We start from the raw sequence: 19,766 nt of genomic DNA on the forward strand, positions 1-19,766 counted from the left end.
GCACCGAGTGGGGAGACGGCCATGGCCGACCGCTATCTGCGCTTCACCGGCACCGCGCCCGGCCGTTTCCTGACCCGCCGACTGGGGCTGCCGCAGCCGGCGGAACTCATCCGCTGGTCACCCGAGCGGACCTCCCTCGAAGGCGAGGTCCTCCACCTCACCGCGGGCGAGCCGGCGCCCACAGCTGTGGACCGCCCTTCCGCCGTCGTCCTCGACGCCACCGGCGTACAGGACGTCGAAGGCCTCGCCGGCGTCCACGCGGCCCTGCACCCCGTCGTCCGGTCCGTCGCCGCGAGCGGCCGGATCGTCGTCCTCGGCGCACCCCTCGACGCCGCCGACCATCACCAGGCGGCGGCCCAGCAGGCCCTGGAGGGCTTCACGCGCTCGCTCGGCAAGGAGATCGGCCGGGGCAGGACCGTCAATCTCGTACGGCTCACCGACCGGGCCGCCGCCGAGTCCACCCTGCGCTTCCTGCTCTCGCCCAAGTCGGCCTATGTGAGCGGGCAGGTGATCGAGGTGACGGAGGGGACCGGCCCCACCGACCTCGACGGGGAGCGGCCCCTCGCCGGTCGCACCGCCCTCGTCACCGGCGCCGCGCGCGGGATCGGCGCGGCCGTCGCCGAGACGCTGGCCAGGGACGGCGCCCATGTCGTCGTACTGGACGTGCCGCAGGCCGAGGCGGAGGCGCGGGAGCTCGCGCGTCGACTCGGCGGCAGCGCCCTCGCGCTCGACATCACCGCAGCGGACGCGGGCGAGCGGATCGCCGCGCAACTCCCCGACGGCATCGACGTGTTGGTCCACAACGCGGGGATCACCCGCGACCGGCGTCTGGTCAACATGTCCGCCGACCGATGGAGTTCGGTGCTGGATGTGAACCTGGCGAGCGTGCTGCGCACCACGGACGCGCTGTTCGCCGCCAAGGCGATCAACGAGAACGGCCGGATCATCGCCACCGCCTCCATCGCGGGGCTCGCGGGCAATGCCGGGCAGACCAACTACGGGGCCAGCAAGGCGGGTGTGGCCGGTCTGGTGCGCTCCCTCGCGCCGCGCGCCCTCGCCGAGCACGGGGTGACGGTCAACGCCGTGGCACCCGGGTTCATCGAGACGAAGATGACGGCCGCGGTGCCCCTCTTCATCCGGGAGGCGGGACGCCGGATGAACTCCCTCGCCCAGGGCGGCCTTCCGATCGACGTCGCCGAGACGACGGCGTGGCTCGCGCACCCGGCGTCGGGCGCGGTCAACGGGCAGGTCGTACGGGTCTGCGGCCAGAGCCTGCTGGGGGCGTGATGACGGACGTCACCCTGCGCCGCTCCCCCGCGCTCGCGCCGCTGCTCGCCCGGGGCGCGCTGCTGTCCCCCTTCAAACGCCCTCGGCCGGACGCCGACTTCCCCCGCACCCGCCTGGTCCTGCCCGGCCTCCGCGTCGACCTGGCACGGCTGGCGGCGTACGAGAGGGTGTGCGGGTTCGCCACGGGCGACGACGCGCTGCCGGTGACGTATCCGCATGTGCTCGGCTTCCCGCTGGCGATGCGACTCATGAGCGCCCGGGACTTCCCGCTGCCGCTCCTCGGCCTGGTCCACACGTCGATCGGGATCACCCGGCACCGGCCGCTGCCCGCGACCGGGGCGTACGAACTCACGGTGTACGTCGCCGGGTTGGCCCCGCACCGGCGGGGCACGGAGGCGACGGTCGTCACCGAGGTTCGGGTCGGCTCGGACGTCGTATGGGAGTCGAGCAGCACCTACCTGGCACGGCACCGCACCTCGGCCGCGCCCGAGCCGGCGGCCGAGCGCGCCGCCCAGACGCCCCTCCCCCCGCTCGCCGAGTGGCGGCTGGCCGGTGACATCGGCCGCCGGTACGCCGCCGCGTCCGGCGACCGCAACCCCATCCATCTGAGCCCGCTCACCGCCCGCCTCTTCGGTTTCCCACGCGCCATCGCCCACGGCATGTGGACGGTCGCCCGCTGCGTCGCCGCACACGGCAGCCCGCAGGTGGGTGAGGTGCGGGCGGAGTTCAGGGCGCCGGTACTACTGCCGGGGACGGTGACGTACGGGGCGGAGAGTGATCGCTTCGAACTGCGCGGCGGGGACCGTCTGCACGTCACGGGTGTGGTGAACGGCCGGGTCAGCGACGCACGTTGACCCCGCCGATGAGCCCCCAGGCGTCGATGCGGACGGTCGGCCCGCCGGGCGCGGCGGGACCGTCGTCCCGTACCCCGCCCAGCCGGACGCCGTGCACCTCGACCCGCACGTCCGGCCGCACCCTGAGGCTCACGCCCCCGATCAGGCTCAGCTTGGTGATGCGCAGTTCGGCGCCGTCCGGGATGTCGACGTCCGTGAGGTCGATGTCGGCGCCGCCGATGAGGGAGGCGGTGAGGGTGCGCTCGTGGAGGGTGGCGCCTTCGAGGCGGTGACCGCCGATGAGGCTCACCTTGATGTCGGTCTTTCGCGACTGCCGTTCCCCGCTGCTCTTCGTCATGGGAACGAAGGTACGGCCGGAGGATGACGCTCCCCCAGTGTCCCGTGTCCGCCTTACCGCATGACAGGTGTCATGCCGCCGGCGGAGCCCACGGCCGCCCCTCCATGAGTTCCCCCAGCCCGGCCCAGGCGAAGTTCATCAGCGTCGCCGCCGCCTGCCGCGCCGTGACACCCGGCGTGGCGTTGGCCCACGCGGCGAGTGACTCGGCGGCCCCCACCAGCGCCTCCGCCAGCCCGGCGACCTCCCGCTCGGGCAGATCGGGATCCCGGTGGGCCTCCCGCGCCGCGACGACGATCAGCTGCGTCACGAACGCGACGATCTCCTCCCGCATCGCCGTGACCTCCGCGGCGAACGCCTCACCGTGGATCCGGGCCTGCAGATGCAGCACCGACCAGCCGTCGGGGTTGCCCCCGGTGTGGGTGAAGAACGCCAGCAGCCCGTCCCAGAGCTGACGGTCGGCGGGCAGGTCGGTACGGACGCCGGAGCGCACGGCGTTGGTGAGCGCGAGCGCTTCACGGCGGATGCATGCCGTGAAGAGGTCGTCCTTCGAGTTCAGGTACAGATAGACCAACGGCTTGGAGACACCGGCGAGTTCGGCGATCTCGTCCATGGAGGCGGCCATGTACCCCCGGCGGCCGAAGGTCTGCACGGCGGCGTCCAGCATCTGCTGCTCACGGACCGCCCGCGGCATCCGCTTGGTCTTCACGGCACCCATGAGCCCAAGACTAAGACGTCCGCCGGGGCGAGAGGACTCCGTGAGCGACTAGGACGCCTGCCCCTGCGCCCGTGCCGCGTCGTCCGCGCCGTCCTCCTGGTTGCGGTTGGCCTCCAGGTTGGACTTCATACGGTCCACGCGCTCGGCGACCTGGATGGAGGCGCGGTCGCGCTCCTTGCGCAGGACGACGAAGCTGATCGGGGCCGAGATCACCAGGGAGAGAAGGACGACCCACATGCCGTTGGAGTCGCCGAGGCCGCGCGGGGCGACGCCGGAGTAGACGAGGCCCCAGACGACCCCGAGGCAGCCCACGAAGATCCCGAGGCGCATCAGTGTGTAGCGGAGCATCTCAATCCACTCTTCCGTTCCGGCTGAAAGTTCCCCTGAACATTCCCAAAGGGCACCTTCCAGTGAAGCACGCCCCCTCCCCGATCTTGCAGGGGGTCCGCTCACCCCAGGGCCCGGGCCGCCACCTTCAGATCAGAGACCAGGCCCTGGTACGCCGCCTCCCGGTCGTCCGACCTCAGCACGGAGGACGGATGCACGGTCGGCACCAGCCGCTCGGACCTCCCGTGGATCTCCTCCTCCAGCACGGTCCCCCGCACCTCCGTCACCCGGAACGACGACCCGAGCAACGCCTTCCCGGCGGTGGCCCCCAGCACGACGATCAACTCCGGCTCCACGACCGCCAGTTCCGCCGCCAGCCACGGCCCGCAGGCCGTCATCTCCCGCAGACTGGGCGCCTTGTGAATCCGCCGCTTACGGGGCTCGGCCTGCGTGAACTTGAAATGCTTCACGGCGTTGGTGACATACGCCTCGGCAGGGTTGATGCCGGCCTCGTCGAGCGCCCGGTCAAGCAGCTTCCCGGCGGGCCCGACAAAGGGTTTCCCTTGCCGATCCTCCTGATCCCCGGGCTGCTCACCCACGAGCATCACGCGCGCGTGAGCGTCTCCGGCCCCGAAGACGGTCTGAGTGGCGGCAAGGTGAAGCGGACAGCCCCGGCACCCGGCAGCGGCCCGCCGAAGGGCGGGAAGCCCACCCCGGTCAGGCAGAAAGGGCTCTGCGGTGTAGCCACCTTCGGGCGCCTCATCAGGCATACGCCCCGAGTACCCACCCAGGGGCGCGGGGAACTGCGCGACCAGCCCCCACACACCCGCACCCGAAGTCAGATACGCATCGGCTGAGGCGACTCCCGACGCCCCGCGTCAGGCCCGTCGTACTCCCGAATCACCTCGTACCGAGTGTTCCGCTCCACCGGCCGGAACCCCGCGTCCCGGATCAGGTCCAGCAGATCGTCCCGCGTCAGCTTGTTCGGCGTACCGAAGTTGTCCGCGTCGTGGGTGATCTTGTACTCGACGACCGACCCGTCCATGTCATCCGCGCCGTGCAGCAGCGCCAGCTGCGCGGTCTGCACACCGTGCATGACCCAGAAGACCTTGACGTGCGGAACGTTGTCGAAGAGCAGCCGCGACACCGCGAAGGTCTTCAGCGCCTCCGCGCCGGTCGCCATCTGGGTACGGGCCTGGAGCCGGTTGCGTACCTTCCCGTCCTTCATGTCGACGAAGTCGTGCTGGTAGCGCAGCGGGATGAAGACCTGGAAGCCGCCCGTCTCGTCCTGGAGCTCACGCAGCCGCAGCACGTGGTCGACCCGGTGGCGGTGCTCCTCGATGTGGCCGTAGAGCATGGTGGCCGGGGTCTTCAGCCCCTTCTCGTGCGCGAGCCGGTGGATGCGGGACCAGTCCTCCCAGTGGGTCTTGTGGTCCACGATGTGCTGCCGGACCTCCCAGTCGAAGATCTCCGCGCCACCACCGGTCAACGACTCCAGCCCGGCGTCGATCAGCTCATCGAGGATCTCGCTCGCGCTCAGCCCGGAGATCGTCTCGAAGTGATGGATCTCGGTCGCGGTGAACGCCTTCAGCGAGACATCCGGCAGCGCGGCCTTCAGCTCGCGCAGCGACCGCGGGTAGTAGCGCCACGGCAGGTTCGGGTGCAGGCCGTTGACGATGTGCAGCTCGGTGAGGTTCTCGCCCTCCATCGCCTTGGCGAGCTTCACCGCCTCCTCGATGCGCATCGTGTACGCGTCCTTCTCCCCCGGCTTGCGCTGGAAGGAGCAGTAGGCGCAGGAGGCGGTGCACACGTTGGTCATGTTGAGGTGCCGGTTGACGTTGAAGTGGACCACGTCACCGTTCTTGCGCGTGCGCACCTCGTGCGCGAGACCGCCCAGCCAGGCCAGGTCGTCCGACTCGTACAGCGCGATGCCGTCCTCGCGGGTCAGCCGCTCACCGGCCCTGACCTTCTGCTCCAGCTCACGCTTGAGCCCGACGTCCATGGGGGTCACACCCTTCTCCGACAACTCCGACGACTTCGACAACCGTACGGCTACGCCTCTTCGGGAAGCTCTCCGACCCGGTTCTCCCACTTCGTGGAGAGCACGATCGTGGTACGGGTCCGGGAGACACCCTTCGTCCCGCTGAGCCGCCGGATGATCTTCTCCAGGCCGTCGACGTCGCTCGCCCGCACCTTGAGCATGAACGAGTCGTCGCCCGCGATGAACCAGCAGTCCTCGATCTCCGGCAGGTCCTTCATCCGGCGGGCCACGTCCTCATGGTCGGCGGCGTCGGAGAGGGAGATGCCGATGAGGGCGGTGACACCGAGGCCGAGCGAGGCGGCGTCGACGGTGGCGCGGTAGCCGGTGATGACACCGGCCGCCTCAAGACGGTTGATGCGGTCGGTGACGCTGGGTCCCGACAGACCGACGAGGCGGCCCAGCTCCGCGTAGGAGGCCCGGCCGTTCTCCCTCAGGGCCTGGATGAGCTGCCTGTCCACCGCGTCCATGCGATCGAAGCCTTCCGCTGAAGAGGATCCCGAAAGTTCCCGAAGTGATGAGAGGTACTGCGACTTGCTCAGATGGCGCCTACGTCGTGCGGGTTCCGGACCCGCCGCCGAGTTCGCCCTTCCACCGCCGGTACAGCCGGTGCTCGACCCCGGCCGCGTCGAGGACCCGTCCGGCGACGAAGTCGACGAGGTCCTGGATGTGGGTGGCCCCGGCGTAGAAGGCGGGCGACGCCGGTACGACGGTCGCGCCGTGGTCGTCGAGGGCGACGAGGTGCCGCAGCGTCTGGCCGTTCAAGGGGGTCTCCCGTACGGCGACGACGAGCGTGCGGCGCTCCTTGAGGGTCACGCTCGCGGCGCGCTGGAGCAGGTCCTTGGAGAGCCCGAGGGCGACGCCCGCGACGCAGGCGGTGGACGCCGGCACGATCAGCATGCCCTTGCTGGGATACGACCCCGAGGACGGCCCGGCCGCGAGGTCACCGGCGTTCCAGTACCGCACACGGGCGATGTCGACGTCGAAGCTCCCCGGCTTCCCGTCGGCCCCCCTGGCCAGCCATTCCCGCAGGTCGTCCTGCCAGTGCGCGTCCCGGAAGGCGATCTGGGTCTCGTCGAGCAGCGTCAGCCGCGAGGCCCTGCTGACGACCAGGTCGACGTCCTCCCCCGCCTCCAGCAGCGCCCGCAGCACCGCAGCCGCGTACGGCGTCCCGGAAGCTCCGGACACCCCCACGATCCAAGGCACGCGCTGCGTTTCTCCTGCGTTCACCCTCCCGAGCCTACCGGTGGAGCGGATCCTCAGACGGTCAGGCCCCTGACCAGGAGATCCAGCAGCGCGCACACGAACAGGGCGATCCCGATGAAGCCGTTGACGCTGAAGAACGCCCTGTTCAGGCGGGTCAGGTCATGCGGGCGGACGATGTTGTGCTCGTAGACGAAGGCCGCCGCGACGATCATCAGACCGACCCAGAAGAACCCGCCCGCGTCGGTGGCGACGGCGTACCAGATGAGGAGGGTCATGGTCAGGGCATGGCAGACCCGGGCTCCCCAGATCGCCGCCGGGATGCCGAAGCGGGCCGGGACCGACAGGACGCCGATCTCGCGGTCGGTCTCGACGTCCTGGCAGGCGTAGATCAGGTCGAAGCCGCCGATCCAGATGCCGACGGCGAGCCCGAGGATCACCGCGTCCCAGGACCACTCTCCGGTGATGGCGAGCCAGCCGCCGACCGGGCCCATCGCCTGGGCGAGGCCGAGGATGGCCTGGGGGTAGTTCGTGAAGCGTTTGCCGTAGGGGTAGACGACCATCGGGATGACGGCGACCGGGGCGAGCGCCAGGCACAGCGGGTTGAGCAGGGCCGCCGAGCCCAGGAAGACCACCACCGCGACCAGCGCGCCCGTCCACGCGTGCTTGACCGACATCGCGCCGGTCACCAGCTCGCGGTGGGCGGTCCGGGGGTTCCGGGCGTCGATCTCGCGGTCGATGATCCGGTTGACCGCCATGGCGAAGGTGCGCAGGCCGACCATGCAGATGGTGACCAGCAGCAGCCGGCCCCAGTGGATGTTCTTGTCCCACTCGAACATCGCGGTGAGCGCCGCGATGTACGCGAAGGGCAGCGCGAACACCGAGTGCTCGATCATGACCAGGCGGAGGAATGCCTTGGTGCGTCCCGGCTGGGGGATCGCGGCAGACGCTGAACTCACAGTCCGTATTCCTTCCACCGGCGGTCCACCTTCGCCGCCGTCTCCGGGTCCGACACCACCATGTCGGGCCAGCCACCGTCGCGTGTGTAGCCCTCCTCGGGCCACTTCCGCGTCGCGTCGATCCCCGCCTTGCCGCCCCAGAACTGCTGGTAGGAGGCGTGGTCGAGATGGTCGACCGGTCCTTCGACGACCGACAGGTCACGCGCGTAGTCCGTGTTGCCCAGGGCCCGCCACGCCACCTCGTGGAGGTCGTGGACGTCGCAGTCCGAGTCGACGACCACGATCAGTTTCGTCAGGGACATCATGTGGGCGCCCCACACAGCGTGCATCACCTTTTGGGCGTGCTTGGGGTATTTCTTGTCGATCGAGATGATCGCGCAGTTGTGGAAGCCGCCCGCTTCGGGCAGGTGGTAGTCCACGATGTCCGGCACGATGATCTTCAGCAGGGGGAGGAAGAAGCGTTCGGTCGCCCGGCCCAGGGGTCCGTCCTCCGTCGGGGGGCGGCCTACGACGATCGACTGAAGCAGCGGCCGCTTCCGCATCGTCACGCAGTCGATCTTCAGCGCGGGGAAGGGTTCCTGCGGGGTGTAGAAGCCCGTGTGGTCGCCGAAGGGCCCTTCCGGCAGCATCTCGCCCGGCTCCAGCCAGCCCTCGATGACGACCTCGGCCTGCGCCGGCACCTGGAGCGGCACCGTCTTGCAGTCGACCATCTCGATCCGCTTGCCGGCGATGAACCCGGCGAACAGGTACTCGTCGATGTCACCGGGAAGCGGCGCGGTCGACGCGTACGTCACGGCCGGCGGGCAGCCGAAGGCGATCGCGACCGGCAGGCGCTCACCGCGCCGGGCCGCCACCTGGTAGTGGTTCCGGCTGTCCTTGTGGATCTGCCAGTGCATACCGATCGTGCGCTTGTCGTGGCGCTGGAGGCGGTACAGACCGAGGTTGCGGATGCCGCTCTCGGGGTCCTTGGTGTGGGTCAGGCCCAGGTTGAAGAAGGAGCCGCCGTCCTGCGGCCAGGTGAACAGCGCGGGCAGGTCGTCGAGATCGACGTCGTCGCCGGTGAGGACGACCTCCTGCACGGGCGCGTCCCCCGACTTCACCTTCTTCGGCGGTACGTGCGTCATCGCACCGAGCTTGCCGAACGCCTCCCGCACACCCACGAAGCCGTGCGGCAGCTCGGGCCGCAGCAGCCCGCCGATCTTGTCGGAGATGTCCTCGTACGACTTCAGTCCCAGCGACTTCAGCAGCCGCCGGTCGGTCCCGAAGACGTTCATCGCGAGGGGCATCGAGGAGCCCTTCACGTTCTCGAAGAGAAGCGCGGGGCCGCCTGCCTTGTTGACCCGGTCGACGATCTCCCCGACCTCCAGATACGGGTCGACCTCGGCCTTGACGCGCTTGAGGTCGCCCTCGCGTTCCAGGGCCCTGAGCAGCGAGCGAAGATCGTCGTAAGCCATGCGTTCCAGTATCCGGTACCGGCTACCCTGGCCCCGTCACCGGGGCCGTCCCACGCCCTGCCACCGTCTCCTGGGGGAACGCACCACTCATGCTCAGGTATCTGCCCTTCCTGCTGGTCCTGGCGCTGTGGATCTACGCCTTCATCGACTGCCTCAACACCCCCGAGGAGCAGGTCAAGGGGCTGCCGAAGGTGGTCTGGGTGATCATCGTGCTGCTCTTCGGCGAGGTCCTCGTCGGCCCGGTCGCCTGGCTGGTGGCCGGCAAGCAGCGCGGGCCCGCCACGGCGGGCGGCGCCCCGATGGGCGGCGGACGGTTCGTCGCCCCGGACGACAACCCCGAGTTCCTCAAGTCCCTCGCGGAAGACGCCGCGCCTTCCAAAAAGGACGAGGCCCTGCTCAAGGACTGGGAGGCCGACCTCCGTCGCCGCGAGGAAGAGCTCCGCAGGAAGGAACAGGGCGAGGACCCCAAGGACGCCTGATGGAGCTGCGGCTGCTGGTCACCTTCGAGAAGGTCGCGACCGTGCTCAGCTTCACCCGGGCCGCCGCCGAGCTGAGCTACGCCCAGTCCAGTGTCACCAGCCAGGTCCGCGCCCTGGAGGACTCCCTCGACGCCCAGCTCTTCGACCGGCTCGGCAGCCGGATCCGGCTGACGGAGGCCGGGGAGCGGCTGCTGCCGTACGCCCGCCGGATCATCGAGCTGAACGAGGAGGCGCGGGCGGCCGTCGCAGGGACCGAGGAGCCCTCGGGCACGCTCGCCGTCGGCACCATGGAGTCGCTGACCTCCTACCGGCTGCCCCCGCTCCTGGAGTTCTTCCACCACCGCTATCCGAAGGTACGGCTGTCGCTGCGCACGACCCTCGGTGACGAGACCCGGCAGGCGCTGCGGCAGGGCACGTACGACGTGGGCTTCCTGATGGAGGCCGAGACCGCGCACCCGGGCCTGGAGAGCGAGGTGCTCGCGGTGGAGCCGCTGGCACTGGTGGCGTCACCGGAACACCCGCTCAACGGAGGGGAGTTGGCGACCGCCGACCTCCTGGGCCAGTCGCTCCTCGCGACCGAACCCGGCTGCGCCTACCGGGACTTGTTCGAGCGGGAGCTCGTCTCCCTGGGCGGCCCGGCCGAGTTCATGGAGTTCGGGACGATCGAGGCCACCAAACGGGCGACGGCGGCCGGTCTCGGCATCGCGCTGCTGCCGGAGATCACGGTCGCCGCCGAACTCGCGGAGGGCACTCTCGTACGACTGGACTGGGAGCCGCCGTTCACGCTCCGGACGCAGCTCGCGTGGCGGTCCGGGAAGCGGCTGCCGGCGCATGCCCGGCTGTTTCTGGAGCAGGCGCGGAAGCTGGTGTCCGAGCAAGGGTGACCTTGAGGCTCGCCAGCACGATCAGCGGGACGCCCAGCGCCTGGACGAGGCCGATGTGGTGGCCGTACACCGCCCAGTCCATGCCCATCGCGACGGCCGGGTAGACGAAGGCCAGGACGGCGATCTTGGAGAGCGGCAGCTGGGCGTAGGCGGCGTACATCAGGACGTACATCAGGCCGGTGTGGATGAACCCGAGCCCGGCCAGCCAGCCCCAGTCGCCCGCGCTCGCGCCGCTCATCGCGCCGAAGTCGGCGAAGGGGAGCAACAGCGGGATGCCGACCAGGACTTGGACGAGTGCGATGAGGTGCGGGCGGACGCCGGTGATGCGCTTGGTGACCAGGGTGGACAGACCGTAGAGGAGCGCGGCGAGCAACGCCTGTCCGACGCCCAGGAGATAGGAGCCGCCGCCGGTGAAGTCCCCCGGCGTGACCCCGGAGACCAGGATCAGTCCCGCGAAGGCCAGGCCGATCCAGCCCGCCTTGGCGGCGGTGAGCCGCTCCCGGAAGAGGAGGGCGCCCAGCAGCACGACGTAGAACGGCTGGGTGTGGTAGACGACCGTGGCGACGGAGATCGAGGTGTTCTCGTACGACTCGAAGAGGAACACCCAGTTGAAGACGATGAACACACCTCCCAGGACGGCGAGTCCGAGGGTGCGCGGGGTGAAGCCGTGGTCGCGGAGCCAGCCGCGGGCCAGCACGTAGCCGCCCAGCGCCAGGGCGCCGAAGACGACGCGGAAGAAGACGACGTCGAAGGGGGAGGCGCCGGACTCGACGACGAAGACGCCGAGGGTGCCGGAGAGGATCATGGCGGTCGTGAGCTGGGCGATGCCCTTGCGGTCGGAGGTCATGTCCCTGACCGTAGGAGCGGGCATCCGTGCTGGTCCACGCGCCAGTGGGGCGTCCTGCCGATGGCCCCATCGGCAGCGCCGATGCGTGCAGGTTGTACGCCGGTGAGGCTTCCGATGCGGACATTGCGCCCCTGTGCCCGGACCGGCCGGAACCGGACACTTACCTCGCATGACGACTGCTCCCGCCGACTCCGCCGGCACTCTCGCCCCCGCGTACGGTGACAAGGTCATCGCCGTCGAGACGGCGGGCTCCGAGCCCATCCCGGACGCCGAACGCCATGGCTCGCCGCTCCAGCTGCTGTGGACCTGGGCCTCCCCGAACATCGAGTTCGCGACCGTCTTCATCGGCGTGATCTCAGTGCTGTTCTTCGGCCTGAGTTTCTGGGAGGCCACCGCGGCCATCGTCCTCGGCACCGCCCTCGGCGCGATCACCCAGGGCTTCCTCTCCCTGGACGGTCCGCGCTTCGGCGTCCCGCAGATGGTGATCGGCCGGTTCTCCTTCGGCTACTTCGGCAACATCCTGCCGTCCGCGGCCAACGGCCTGATCGCGGGCGTGGGCTGGTTCGCGGTGAACAGCGTGAGCGCGGCCTTCGCCCTGAACACGCTGACCGGGCTGCGTCCGCTGCCTTCCCTGCTGCTCGTGGTCGTGGCCGAAATCGTGATCGGCTTCATCGGCCACAACTTCGTCCACACCTTCGAGAAGTACGCGTTCCCCGCGCTCGCCGTGATCTTCCTTCTCGCCGGCGTGTGGACCTTCAAGGACGCGAACCTCGGCGGAGGCGGCACGGGCGGCGGCATCGGGGGGTTCCTGCTCGCGTTCAGCGCGGCCTGGGGCTACGCGGCCGGCTGGAACCCGTACGCCTCGGACTACTCGCGCTACCTGCCGCGCACCGCGAACAAGCTGAAGACGATCGTCTACCCGGCGGTCGGCCTGTTCGTGTCCGTCGCCCTCGTGGCGGTCATCGGCGCGGCCTCGGCGACCATCGTGGCTCCGAAGGACGCCACCCCGACGGCGGCCTTCACCGGTCATCTCCCGGGCTGGCTTGGTGACTTGGTGCTCGTCGCCATCATCCTCGGCGCCATCTCGGCGAACGCCCTCAACATCTACTCGGGCGCGATCTCCATCGCCTCCTTCGGCCTGAAGCTCCCGACGTGGCTGAGCCGTAGCGTGCTGGTCGTGGTGTCCGGTGTGGCCGGTACAGCGGCGGCGTGGGCCTCGCTCGACGACGCGGGGTCGGCGTACGAGGCGTTCCTGCTGGTGATCGCGTACTGGGTGGCACCGTGGCTGGGCGTCGTCCTGGTGGAGCGGTGGCTCCAGTCCCGCACGGCCACGGACGAGGAGCTGACCGCCCGCCTGAGCGACCGTTCCCTCACCAACTGGCCGGGGCTGACGGCCCTGTTGATCGGTGTCGCGGTGTCCGTGCCGCTCTTCTCCAACCAGGAGGACTTCGTCGGCTACGTCCCGAAGCACTGGCCCTCCTTCGGCGACATCACGCCGGTGATCGGGTTCGTGGTGAGCGCGGGGCTGTACGCCGTCCTGCGGAAGGCCGCCGGGCCGGCTCAGTCCTCGGCCGCGTAGGCCTGGTCGACGTACTCCACCCTGATGTACCGGGCGCCGAACGCCTTCTCGATGAGGGGGGTGGCCGTCCCGGGGTCGTCCACGCCCACATGCACGAACCCCCGCTCGTCGACGCCGACTTCTCGCATCTGGAAGGTGCCGTCCCAGCGGGTCATGTCCTCGCCGATCCGCTCGGCGAGGGCGTCGAGGGTCCTGCGGTCGACGTCGGCGGGGTGCAGCCGCAGCTTCACGCCCTTCTCGGCGGCGTCGCAGGCGGCCGTGTCGAAGTCGTGGTCGGGGATGCGCCAGACGTCGGCCGCGTGGGCGTCCTCGTCGACGCCCATGCCGGTGTAGACGTCGGCGTAATCGCCCGCGGCCAGCTTGTCGATGCGGTCGAGGGTCCGGTAGAGCGGGGTGTCCTCGGGGGCGTCGCCGTCCTCGGGGCTCGGCAGGGTGCCGACGCACCAGTCCTCGGCGGGCGGCGAGGGCGAGACGGTCGCCTCGACGTCGATGTACGCGTGCCCGGTGTCCAACTCGTCGATGTACAGGGCCGCCCCCACCACCACACCGGCGGTGGCCACGGCCGCCACGATCCAGCTGCGGTTCCTCATACGACTGTGACGCCGAAGGGGGCGAGCCGGTTCAGTCGCCCCTGAGGACCAGCTCCAGCAGCCCCGGGAAGCGGGCGTCGAACTCCTCCCGCCGCAGCCGGTTGACCCGCTTGGGCCCCTCGTCGCGCTGCTCGACGAGTCCGGCGGCGCGCAGGACCGCGAAGTGGTGGCTCTTGGCCGCCTTGCCGACGGGCACGTCGAAGGTGCCACAGCTGCGCGACCAGTCGGCGGAGGCGGCCAACTCCCGTACCAACTGGACCCGTACGGGGTCGGCGAGGGCGGCGAGCGCGGTGAGGACGGGGACGTCGTCGGGGTGGGTGTGCTCGGGGGCGGCACGGTGACTCGCCATGGTGTCCTCTCGACCCGCTTGCGGAGTGTTCGATGAAAACCATACAGTCATGAGTGTTCGCTTCTCATTGAACAGTCTGAGCGGTCCAGAACGGGGTGTGCGGCATGCGCGCGATCGAGTTCCAGGAGTACGGCGGTCCCGAGGTCCTCAAGACCGTCGAGGCGCAGGTCCCCGAGCCGGGCCCCGGGCAGGTGAGCGTCGACGTGGCGTACGCCGGGATCAACTTCGCCGACCTCAAGGCACGCGACTCGGGCTACCGGGTGCCGCGGCTGCCGTTCGTGCCCGGCCTGGAGGTCTCCGGGAGGGTCCGGGCGCTGGGCGAGGGGGTGACCGGCCTGACCGTCGGCCAGGAGGTCACCGCGCTGACCGAGGGCGGCGCCTACGCGGACGTGACCGTGGCGGACACGGCGACCGTCTTCCCCCTCCCGTCCGGCGTCGACCTGCGCACGGCCGCGACCTTGCCGACGGTGCTGCCGACGGCGTACGCGCTGGTCCACTCCGTGGGCCGGCTCCAGCCCGGCGAGACCGTGCTCGTGCAGGGCGCGGCGGGCGGCATCGGCACGGTCGTCGGACAGCTGGCCAAGGCGGCCGGCGGCACGGTGTACGGCGTGGTCTCCAGCGCCGCGAAGGCCGCGTACGCGCGCGAGTACGGGTACGACGAGGTCTTCGTCGGTGACTTCGAGGCGCCGGTGCGGGCGGCGACGGGCGGACGCGGGGTCGACCTCGTCCTCGACCCGGTCGGCGGCGACACCCTGCGCGCCGGCCTCGCCTCCCTCGCCGTCTTCGGCCGCCTGGTCTCCTTCGGCAACGCGAGCGGGGCGGAGGCGTGGAGCGTGGGCCAGCCGGAGCTGTATCCGTACGGCGTCACGGTCGGCGGCTTCTCCATCCTCACCCTGGCCCGGACCGCCCCGGCCGAGCTGCGGGCCCTGGCCGAGCGGGCGTTCGCGAAGGTCGCCGACGGGACCGTGACCCTGCCGGTCACCGCCGAGTTCGCCCTGGAGGAGGCCACGGAGGCACACCGCCTGATGGGGGCACGGACGAGCACGGGCAAGCTGCTGCTGCGGGTGGCCGGCTAGTACGCCACCGTGTCGCACCAGGTCTCCGCCCAGGCGGAGGCGCCGTACTTGTTGGCCGCGCGCACCGTCACGCAGACCTCGTCGCCCGAGTACGGGCCGGTGATCGTGTAGCTGGTGTTGCCGGTGGAGTAGACGGTGTCGACGTTCTTCTTGGTGAAGTTGCTGCCCTTGTTGGTGTAGTGGATGTCGTAGCGGGTCGCCCGGGAGACCGTCGACCAGCTCACCTTGATCGGCATGTCGCAGGCTCCGACGCAGGAGTTGACGTAGTCGAGCCGGTAGCTGGTCAGATTCGGCGGCGGGGAGCCGGTGGACGAACCGGACGACGACGAACCGGAGGAGGATGAACCGGACGACGACGAACCGGAGGAGGTCGAGGACGAGTCGTCCGAGCCGCTCCCGGTGTGGGAACTGCCGGAACCACTCCCCGTGTTGGAGTCTCCCGAGCCACCGTTCTCCCCGCGGTCCGACGCCTTCGACTTGCTGGGTGATGGCGACGGCTTGCCCTTGGGGCTCGTCGCAGACGCCGACGGGGACGGAGACGGAGACGGGGTGGCCGAGGATGACGCGGTGACCGAGGGGTTCGCCTGAGCCTCGTTCTGCGGTGCGGCGGACGTGTACGGCAGGTTCTGGAGGGCGAGCGTCGTGCCGGTCACCACCACGACCACCGGTACGACGGCGAGCGCGATGCGGGTACGCCGGCTGCGCTCGCGCCGCTCCGCAACACCCGGAGTGGCTGGAGTGGCTGGAGTGGCTGGAGTGGCGTCCGGCAGGGTCGGGGTGCGTACGGGCGGCAAGGCGATCTCCGGCACGTCCGCGGCGAACGCCGCCCGCTCGGCCAGCCGCTCGGCGACGGCCGCCGGCCACGACGACGCCACGGGCACCCCCTCGAACTGCCGCAGCAGTTCCGCGGCCGTCGGCCGTCCCTCCGGGTCCTTGTCGAGGCAGAGGGCGACGACCTCGGCGAGCTCCGGGTCCAGTGCGCGCAGCGGAGCCAGGTCCGGCTGCTCGTGCACGATCCGGTACAGCACCCCGTGCCCGGACTCCTCCCCGAAGGGCGGTCGCCCGCACGCCGCGTACGCGACGACCGAGCCGAGGGCGAAGATGTCGACCGCGCCGGTCAGCCTCCTTGCCCCGGAGGCCTGTTCGGGCGACATGTAGGCGGGGGTGCCGACGACGAGGCCGGTGCTGGTGAGCTGGCTCTGCTCGGCCGCGCGGGCCACGCCGAAGTCGATGAGGGTGAGGCCGTCGAGGGTCACCATGACGTTGGACGGCTTGAGGTCCCGGTGGACCATGTCCAGCGCGTGCACGGCCGCCAGCCCCTTCACCGCCTCCCGCAGCAGCAGCCACAGGGACTCGGCGGGCAGGGGACCGCCGTTCGCGTCGAGGGCCTCGCCGAGGGTGAGACCGGGGACGTACGCGGTGGCGAACCAGGGCGGCTGGGCGGTGGCGTCGCTCGCGAGCAGCGGGGTGGTGGCGCCGGCCGGCAGGGACGCCAGGTTGTCCAGCTCCTGGCCGAAGCGGCGCAGGAACTTCTTGTCCTCGCCGACGATCGAGGGCAGGACCTGTTTGACGGCGGCGTACCGGCCCTCGTGGACGCCGAGATAGACCCGGCCCATGCCACCGGCGCCGAGCCGCCCGACGAGCGGGATCGGCCCGATGACCCGCGGGTCGTCGTCGGTGAGCGGCTCCACGATGTCGTCGCTCTCGCCGGCCCCGTTGCTCTCTTCGCTCACCGGGCGTACGCCCCCAGGCCGACGAGGCAGTACACGTACTCGTTGATGGCCGTTCCGTTCATCGTGTAGCGGTACGAGAAGGCGTACTGCGTGCGGGGGTTGGCGTTGCACTGGCTCATGTCGGAGCTGAAGGGGATCGTCTGGATCACCTTGTAGTGCGCGTCCGACGCCGAGCAGTCGACCTCCTCGACGTCGTCGACCTCCTGCGCGGTGGTGGAGTCGGGGAGGGTGCCGTTGAGGCAGGTCCCGGAGGTGTAGGGGTCGGGGGCCTCGGTCTCCTCCGCGTACGGGTCGTCCGTGTAGGGGTCGTCCGTGTAGGGGTCGGCCGACGCGTACGGGTCCTCGGAGTACGGGGCGTCCGTGTACGGCTCGTACGTCCCCGAGTACGAGTACGACGGCGAGCTGTAGGACGAGCTGTACGGCGAGGCGTCGTCCGCGCTGTCGTCGTCTCCCCCGTTGGCGACGACAGCCACGAACACCACCAGGGCCGCGACCGCGAGGGCCCCCACCCACTTCGCCGCGCCGGTCCCGCCCGACGCGCCCGCGGTGACCCGGACGCGCAGCAGCACCTCCTGCTGCCCGACCCACAGCCGTACGAGGTCGCCGTCCCGGGTGGGAGGCACCCGGACGCGGACCGCGCCCGTCGGCAGCTGCACGGTGACGACGGCGCCGACAGCGGCCTGCTGCGGCGTCAGCGAAATGGAGGTCTCCTGTTGCGACACAGGGACGAGTGTGGAGCACCGGGCAGCCTGATTGGAGATCTTTTCTAGAAATTCACTTCAGAAAGCACGTGTTCTACTCTGGCCGCGATGAGCCCCAAGCAACAACGCGGCGAGGCCACGGTCGAGCAGCTCCTCGACGCCGCTCTGCGGGTGTACGCGGAGTCGGGCGAGCAGGGCCTGACCGTCACCGCGATCACCAAGGCCAGTGGCGTCAGCCTCGGCAGCCTCTACCACCACTTCGGCAGCATCAACGGACTGACGGACGCGTTGATGCACCGCTGGCTGGGCCGGCTGCTGGGCGAGCTGGCGACAGCCTTGCAGCAGACCCGCACCGCCCGCTCGGGCATCCGGGCGATCGTGCGGACGTATCTGGAGTTCGTCCGGGAGCACCATGACGCGGCCCTGCTGCTGCACTCCCCGCTCGCCGACCGGCGCGGCATGGCGCACGGCAAGGAGCTGCGCGACGCCCAGGAGGCGCGCCTCTCGCCGTTCGCGCTGTGGATCGAGCCGCGGGTGGCGTCGGGGGAGCTGGCCCCGCTGCCGCTCGGACTGATCGAGTCGCTGGTGCTCGGCCCGGTGATCGGGGTGGCGAGGCGCTGGCTGTCGGGCGTGGACGACGTGGACCTGGACGAGGCGACGCGGATCTTGCCGGAACGTATCTGGAGGTCGGTCGCGGGAGAGTGACCGGGGCGTGGCGGGGGCGCGATGGGGGCGCGACGGAGACGTGACGGGGACGTGACGGGGACCACTCCAGCACGGGGTTTGCATGACCATGCATCGCGATGCATAATCTTCCTATGTCCAAGGTCCTCACCTCCCTCCCCGTCGGCGAGCGCGTCGGCATCGCCTTCTCGGGCGGCCTCGACACCTCCGTCGCGGTCGCGTGGATGCGCGACAAGGGCAGCGTCCCCTGCACCTACACCGCCGACATCGGTCAGTACGACGAGCCCGACATCGCCTCGGTGCCCGGCCGCGCCAAGGCGTACGGCGCCGAGGTCGCGCGCCTGGTCGACTGCCGCGCGGCGCTGGTCGAGGAGGGCCTGGCCGCGCTGACGTGCGGCGCGTTCCACATCCGCTCCGGCGGGCGCGCGTACTTCAACACCACGCCGCTGGGCCGTGCCGTCACCGGCACGCTGCTGGTGCGGGCGATGCTGGAGGACGACGTCCAGATCTGGGGCGACGGCTCGACCTTCAAGGGCAACGACATCGAGCGGTTCTACCGCTACGGCCTGCTCGCCAACCCGCACCTCAGGATTTACAAGCCCTGGCTGGACGCGGACTTCGTCACGGAGCTCGGCGGCCGCAAGGAGATGTCGGAGTGGCTGGTCGCCCACGGCCTGCCCTACCGGGACTCGACCGAGAAGGCGTACTCCACCGACGCCAACATCTGGGGCGCCACGCACGAGGCGAAGACCCTGGAGCACCTGAACACCGGCCTGGAGACCGTCGACCCGATCATGGGCGTCAGGTTCTGGGACCCGTCGGTCGAGATCCCCACCGAGGACGTGACGATCGGCTTCGAGCAGGGCCGCCCGGTCACGATCAACGGCAAGGAGTTCGCCACGGCGGTCGACCTCGTCATGGAGGCCAACGCCATCGGCGGCCGCCACGGCCTGGGCATGTCCGACCAGATCGAGAACCGGATCATCGAGGCCAAGAGCCGCGGCATCTACGAGGCCCCGGGCATGGCCCTCCTCCACGCCGCGTACGAGCGTCTCGTCAACGCCGTCCACAACGAGGACACCCTCGCCCAGTACCACATCGAGGGCCGCCGCCTCGGCCGGCTGATGTACGAGGGCCGCTGGCTGGACCCGCAGGCGCTGATGATCCGCGAGTCGCTCCAGCGCTGGGTCGGCGCGGCGATCACCGGCGAGGTCACCCTGCGGCTGCGGCGCGGCGAGGACTACTCGATCCTCGACACGACCGGCCCGGCGTTCTCGTACCACCCGGACAAGCTCTCCATGGAGCGCACCGAGGACTCGGCCTTCGGCCCCGTCGACCGCATCGGCCAGCTGACCATGCGCAACCTCGACATCGCCGACTCCCGCGCCAAGCTGGAGCAGTACGTCGGCCTCGGCCTGATCGGCACCGGCAGCCCCACCATCGGCGCCTCCCAGGCCGCCGCGACGGGCCTCATCGGCACCATGCCGGAGCTGCCCGAGGGCGGCGCCGAGGCGATCGCCTCCCGCGGCGAGGTCTCCGAGGACGAGGCCCTGCTGGACCGCGCGGCGATGGAGTCCGGCACGGACTGACGGTCGTACGCGACACGGCCGTACGCGACAAGGCCGTACGCGGCAAGCACAAGGAAGGCCGGCCCCGGGATTCGGGGCCGG

The 19,766-nt window shown here is 70.4% G+C and carries 22 protein-coding genes; 8 read left to right on the forward strand and 14 right to left on the reverse strand.

Features of this window, described 5'->3' with window-relative positions; all coding sequences use genetic code 11:
- The first annotated feature begins 21 nt into the window (after positions 1-21).
- Both OG885_RS19605 and OG885_RS19610 read left to right on the forward strand, forming a co-directional pair.
- The gene (locus tag OG885_RS19605) at positions 22-1,287 is read left to right on the forward strand and encodes a 3-oxoacyl-ACP reductase (RefSeq protein ID WP_405733187.1); all 1,266 of its coding nucleotides are present in this window, start codon (positions 22-24) and stop codon (positions 1,285-1,287) included.
- On the forward strand, positions 1,287-2,141 hold the full coding sequence (locus tag OG885_RS19610) for a MaoC/PaaZ C-terminal domain-containing protein (RefSeq protein WP_405733190.1): 855 nt from the start codon (positions 1,287-1,289) through the stop codon (positions 2,139-2,141). Before OG885_RS19605 ends, OG885_RS19610 begins: the two co-directional genes overlap by 1 nt.
- Here OG885_RS19610 and OG885_RS19615 read toward each other — a convergent pair.
- From OG885_RS19615 to OG885_RS19655, 9 genes are all read right to left on the reverse strand, one after another.
- Positions 2,125-2,478 carry a hypothetical protein gene (locus OG885_RS19615; RefSeq protein WP_405733193.1) on the reverse strand — a complete coding sequence of 118 codons (354 nt, stop codon included), beginning with the start codon at positions 2,476-2,478 and terminating at the stop codon, positions 2,125-2,127. The genes OG885_RS19610 and OG885_RS19615 overlap by 17 nt on opposite strands.
- A 70-nt stretch (positions 2,479-2,548) precedes the next feature.
- Positions 2,549-3,193: a TetR/AcrR family transcriptional regulator gene (locus OG885_RS19620; RefSeq protein ID WP_405733196.1), complete on the reverse strand. Its 645-nt coding sequence runs from the start codon at positions 3,191-3,193 to the stop codon at positions 2,549-2,551.
- Positions 3,194-3,241: 48 nt separating this feature from the next.
- A complete protein-coding gene (locus OG885_RS19625; RefSeq protein ID WP_405733199.1) occupies positions 3,242-3,541 on the reverse strand; it encodes a DUF4229 domain-containing protein in 300 nt (99 codons plus the stop codon).
- A 101-nt stretch (positions 3,542-3,642) separates the two neighbouring features.
- Complete coding sequence (locus OG885_RS19630; RefSeq protein WP_405733202.1) at positions 3,643-4,290, reverse strand: UdgX family uracil-DNA binding protein; 648 nt, start codon at positions 4,288-4,290, stop codon at positions 3,643-3,645.
- 68 nt (positions 4,291-4,358) lie between these two features.
- Positions 4,359-5,522, reverse strand: a complete 1,164-nt coding sequence (gene mqnE, locus OG885_RS19635; protein ID WP_405733205.1) for an aminofutalosine synthase MqnE — start codon at positions 5,520-5,522, stop codon at positions 4,359-4,361.
- Between the two features lie 50 nt (positions 5,523-5,572).
- A complete protein-coding gene (locus OG885_RS19640; protein ID WP_079306730.1) occupies positions 5,573-6,028 on the reverse strand; it encodes an Lrp/AsnC family transcriptional regulator in 456 nt (151 codons plus the stop codon).
- Between the two features lie 79 nt (positions 6,029-6,107).
- The gene (locus tag OG885_RS19645; RefSeq protein WP_405733209.1) at positions 6,108-6,764 is read right to left on the reverse strand and encodes a UbiX family flavin prenyltransferase; all 657 of its coding nucleotides are present in this window, start codon (positions 6,762-6,764) and stop codon (positions 6,108-6,110) included.
- 53 nt (positions 6,765-6,817) lie between these two features.
- Positions 6,818-7,720 carry a menaquinone biosynthesis prenyltransferase MqnP gene (mqnP, locus tag OG885_RS19650; RefSeq protein WP_405733212.1) on the reverse strand — a complete coding sequence of 301 codons (903 nt, stop codon included), beginning with the start codon at positions 7,718-7,720 and terminating at the stop codon, positions 6,818-6,820.
- The gene (locus tag OG885_RS19655; protein WP_405733215.1) at positions 7,717-9,174 is read right to left on the reverse strand and encodes a menaquinone biosynthesis decarboxylase; all 1,458 of its coding nucleotides are present in this window, start codon (positions 9,172-9,174) and stop codon (positions 7,717-7,719) included. Before OG885_RS19655 ends, mqnP begins: the two co-directional genes overlap by 4 nt.
- Positions 9,175-9,263: 89 nt before the next feature.
- On the opposite strand from OG885_RS19655, the gene OG885_RS19660 reads away from it, so the two are divergent.
- Complete coding sequence (locus OG885_RS19660; RefSeq protein WP_405733218.1) at positions 9,264-9,653, forward strand: PLD nuclease N-terminal domain-containing protein; 390 nt, start codon at positions 9,264-9,266, stop codon at positions 9,651-9,653.
- Positions 9,653-10,537 (forward strand): LysR family transcriptional regulator, encoded by an 885-nt coding sequence (locus OG885_RS19665; RefSeq protein WP_405733221.1) that lies wholly within the window; start codon positions 9,653-9,655, stop codon positions 10,535-10,537. The genes OG885_RS19660 and OG885_RS19665 overlap by 1 nt, the downstream gene beginning before the upstream one ends.
- Here OG885_RS19665 and OG885_RS19670 read toward each other — a convergent pair.
- The gene (locus OG885_RS19670) at positions 10,434-11,384 is read right to left on the reverse strand and encodes a DMT family transporter (RefSeq protein WP_399949822.1); all 951 of its coding nucleotides are present in this window, start codon (positions 11,382-11,384) and stop codon (positions 10,434-10,436) included. The two genes, OG885_RS19665 and OG885_RS19670, sit on opposite strands and share 104 nt — an antisense overlap.
- 169 nt (positions 11,385-11,553) lie before the next feature.
- On the opposite strand from OG885_RS19670, the gene OG885_RS19675 reads away from it, so the two are divergent.
- Entirely contained in the window at positions 11,554-12,963 is a 1,410-nt protein-coding gene (locus tag OG885_RS19675; protein ID WP_405733225.1) for a purine-cytosine permease family protein, read from the forward strand.
- On the opposite strand, the gene OG885_RS19680 is transcribed toward OG885_RS19675, so the two are convergent.
- Together OG885_RS19680 and OG885_RS19685 are read right to left on the reverse strand one after the other, a co-directional pair.
- Positions 12,945-13,553, reverse strand: a complete 609-nt coding sequence (locus OG885_RS19680) for a hypothetical protein (protein ID WP_405733228.1) — start codon at positions 13,551-13,553, stop codon at positions 12,945-12,947. The genes OG885_RS19675 and OG885_RS19680 overlap by 19 nt on opposite strands.
- A 31-nt stretch (positions 13,554-13,584) precedes the next feature.
- Positions 13,585-13,902 (reverse strand): ArsR/SmtB family transcription factor, encoded by a 318-nt coding sequence (locus OG885_RS19685; protein WP_405733231.1) that lies wholly within the window; start codon positions 13,900-13,902, stop codon positions 13,585-13,587.
- Between the two features lie 104 nt (positions 13,903-14,006).
- Between OG885_RS19685 and OG885_RS19690 the strand changes: the two genes are divergently transcribed.
- Positions 14,007-14,978 (forward strand): zinc-binding alcohol dehydrogenase family protein, encoded by a 972-nt coding sequence (locus OG885_RS19690; RefSeq protein ID WP_405733234.1) that lies wholly within the window; start codon positions 14,007-14,009, stop codon positions 14,976-14,978.
- Here OG885_RS19690 and OG885_RS19695 read toward each other — a convergent pair.
- Positions 14,975-16,711 carry a protein kinase domain-containing protein gene (locus OG885_RS19695; protein ID WP_405733237.1) on the reverse strand — a complete coding sequence of 579 codons (1,737 nt, stop codon included), beginning with the start codon at positions 16,709-16,711 and terminating at the stop codon, positions 14,975-14,977. The two genes, OG885_RS19690 and OG885_RS19695, sit on opposite strands and share 4 nt — an antisense overlap.
- The gene (locus OG885_RS19700) at positions 16,708-17,433 is read right to left on the reverse strand and encodes a hypothetical protein (protein ID WP_405733240.1); all 726 of its coding nucleotides are present in this window, start codon (positions 17,431-17,433) and stop codon (positions 16,708-16,710) included. Before OG885_RS19700 ends, OG885_RS19695 begins: the two co-directional genes overlap by 4 nt.
- Before the next feature lie 87 nt (positions 17,434-17,520).
- On the opposite strand from OG885_RS19700, the gene OG885_RS19705 reads away from it, so the two are divergent.
- Positions 17,521-18,117, forward strand: coding sequence for a TetR/AcrR family transcriptional regulator (locus OG885_RS19705; protein WP_399949839.1), 597 nt, complete (start codon positions 17,521-17,523; stop codon positions 18,115-18,117).
- A gap of 113 nt (positions 18,118-18,230) precedes the next feature.
- Positions 18,231-19,685, forward strand: a complete 1,455-nt coding sequence (gene argG, locus OG885_RS19710) for an argininosuccinate synthase (protein WP_399949842.1) — start codon at positions 18,231-18,233, stop codon at positions 19,683-19,685.
- The last annotated feature ends 81 nt before the right edge of the window (positions 19,686-19,766 follow it).

Origin of the sequence: Streptomyces sp. NBC_00028, from assembly GCF_045041065.1 — a bacterium.
Taxonomy (GTDB): domain Bacteria; phylum Actinomycetota; class Actinomycetes; order Streptomycetales; family Streptomycetaceae; genus Streptomyces.

Excerpts from the sequence above, each read along its gene's own strand:
- OG885_RS19605 (WP_405733187.1), top strand. The coding sequence starts at position 22 with ATGGCCGACCGCTATCTGCGCTTCACCGGCACCGCGCCCGGCCGTTTC.
- OG885_RS19610 (WP_405733190.1), top strand. The coding sequence starts at position 1,287 with ATGACGGACGTCACCCTGCGCCGCTCCCCCGCGCTCGCGCCGCTGCTC.
- OG885_RS19615 (WP_405733193.1), bottom strand. The coding sequence starts at position 2,478 with ATGACGAAGAGCAGCGGGGAACGGCAGTCGCGAAAGACCGACATCAAG.
- OG885_RS19620 (WP_405733196.1), bottom strand. The coding sequence starts at position 3,193 with ATGGGTGCCGTGAAGACCAAGCGGATGCCGCGGGCGGTCCGTGAGCAG.
- OG885_RS19625 (WP_405733199.1), bottom strand. The coding sequence starts at position 3,541 with ATGCTCCGCTACACACTGATGCGCCTCGGGATCTTCGTGGGCTGCCTC.
- OG885_RS19630 (WP_405733202.1), bottom strand. The coding sequence starts at position 4,290 with ATGCCTGATGAGGCGCCCGAAGGTGGCTACACCGCAGAGCCCTTTCTG.
- mqnE (WP_405733205.1), bottom strand. The coding sequence starts at position 5,522 with ATGGACGTCGGGCTCAAGCGTGAGCTGGAGCAGAAGGTCAGGGCCGGT.
- OG885_RS19640 (WP_079306730.1), bottom strand. The coding sequence starts at position 6,028 with ATGGACGCGGTGGACAGGCAGCTCATCCAGGCCCTGAGGGAGAACGGC.
- OG885_RS19655 (WP_405733215.1), bottom strand. The coding sequence starts at position 9,174 with ATGGCTTACGACGATCTTCGCTCGCTGCTCAGGGCCCTGGAACGCGAG.
- OG885_RS19660 (WP_405733218.1), top strand. The coding sequence starts at position 9,264 with ATGCTCAGGTATCTGCCCTTCCTGCTGGTCCTGGCGCTGTGGATCTAC.
- OG885_RS19665 (WP_405733221.1), top strand. The coding sequence starts at position 9,653 with ATGGAGCTGCGGCTGCTGGTCACCTTCGAGAAGGTCGCGACCGTGCTC.
- OG885_RS19670 (WP_399949822.1), bottom strand. The coding sequence starts at position 11,384 with ATGACCTCCGACCGCAAGGGCATCGCCCAGCTCACGACCGCCATGATC.
- OG885_RS19675 (WP_405733225.1), top strand. The coding sequence starts at position 11,554 with ATGACGACTGCTCCCGCCGACTCCGCCGGCACTCTCGCCCCCGCGTAC.
- OG885_RS19680 (WP_405733228.1), bottom strand. The coding sequence starts at position 13,553 with ATGAGGAACCGCAGCTGGATCGTGGCGGCCGTGGCCACCGCCGGTGTG.
- OG885_RS19685 (WP_405733231.1), bottom strand. The coding sequence starts at position 13,902 with ATGGCGAGTCACCGTGCCGCCCCCGAGCACACCCACCCCGACGACGTC.
- OG885_RS19690 (WP_405733234.1), top strand. The coding sequence starts at position 14,007 with ATGCGCGCGATCGAGTTCCAGGAGTACGGCGGTCCCGAGGTCCTCAAG.
- OG885_RS19705 (WP_399949839.1), top strand. The coding sequence starts at position 17,521 with ATGAGCCCCAAGCAACAACGCGGCGAGGCCACGGTCGAGCAGCTCCTC.
- argG (WP_399949842.1), top strand. The coding sequence starts at position 18,231 with ATGTCCAAGGTCCTCACCTCCCTCCCCGTCGGCGAGCGCGTCGGCATC.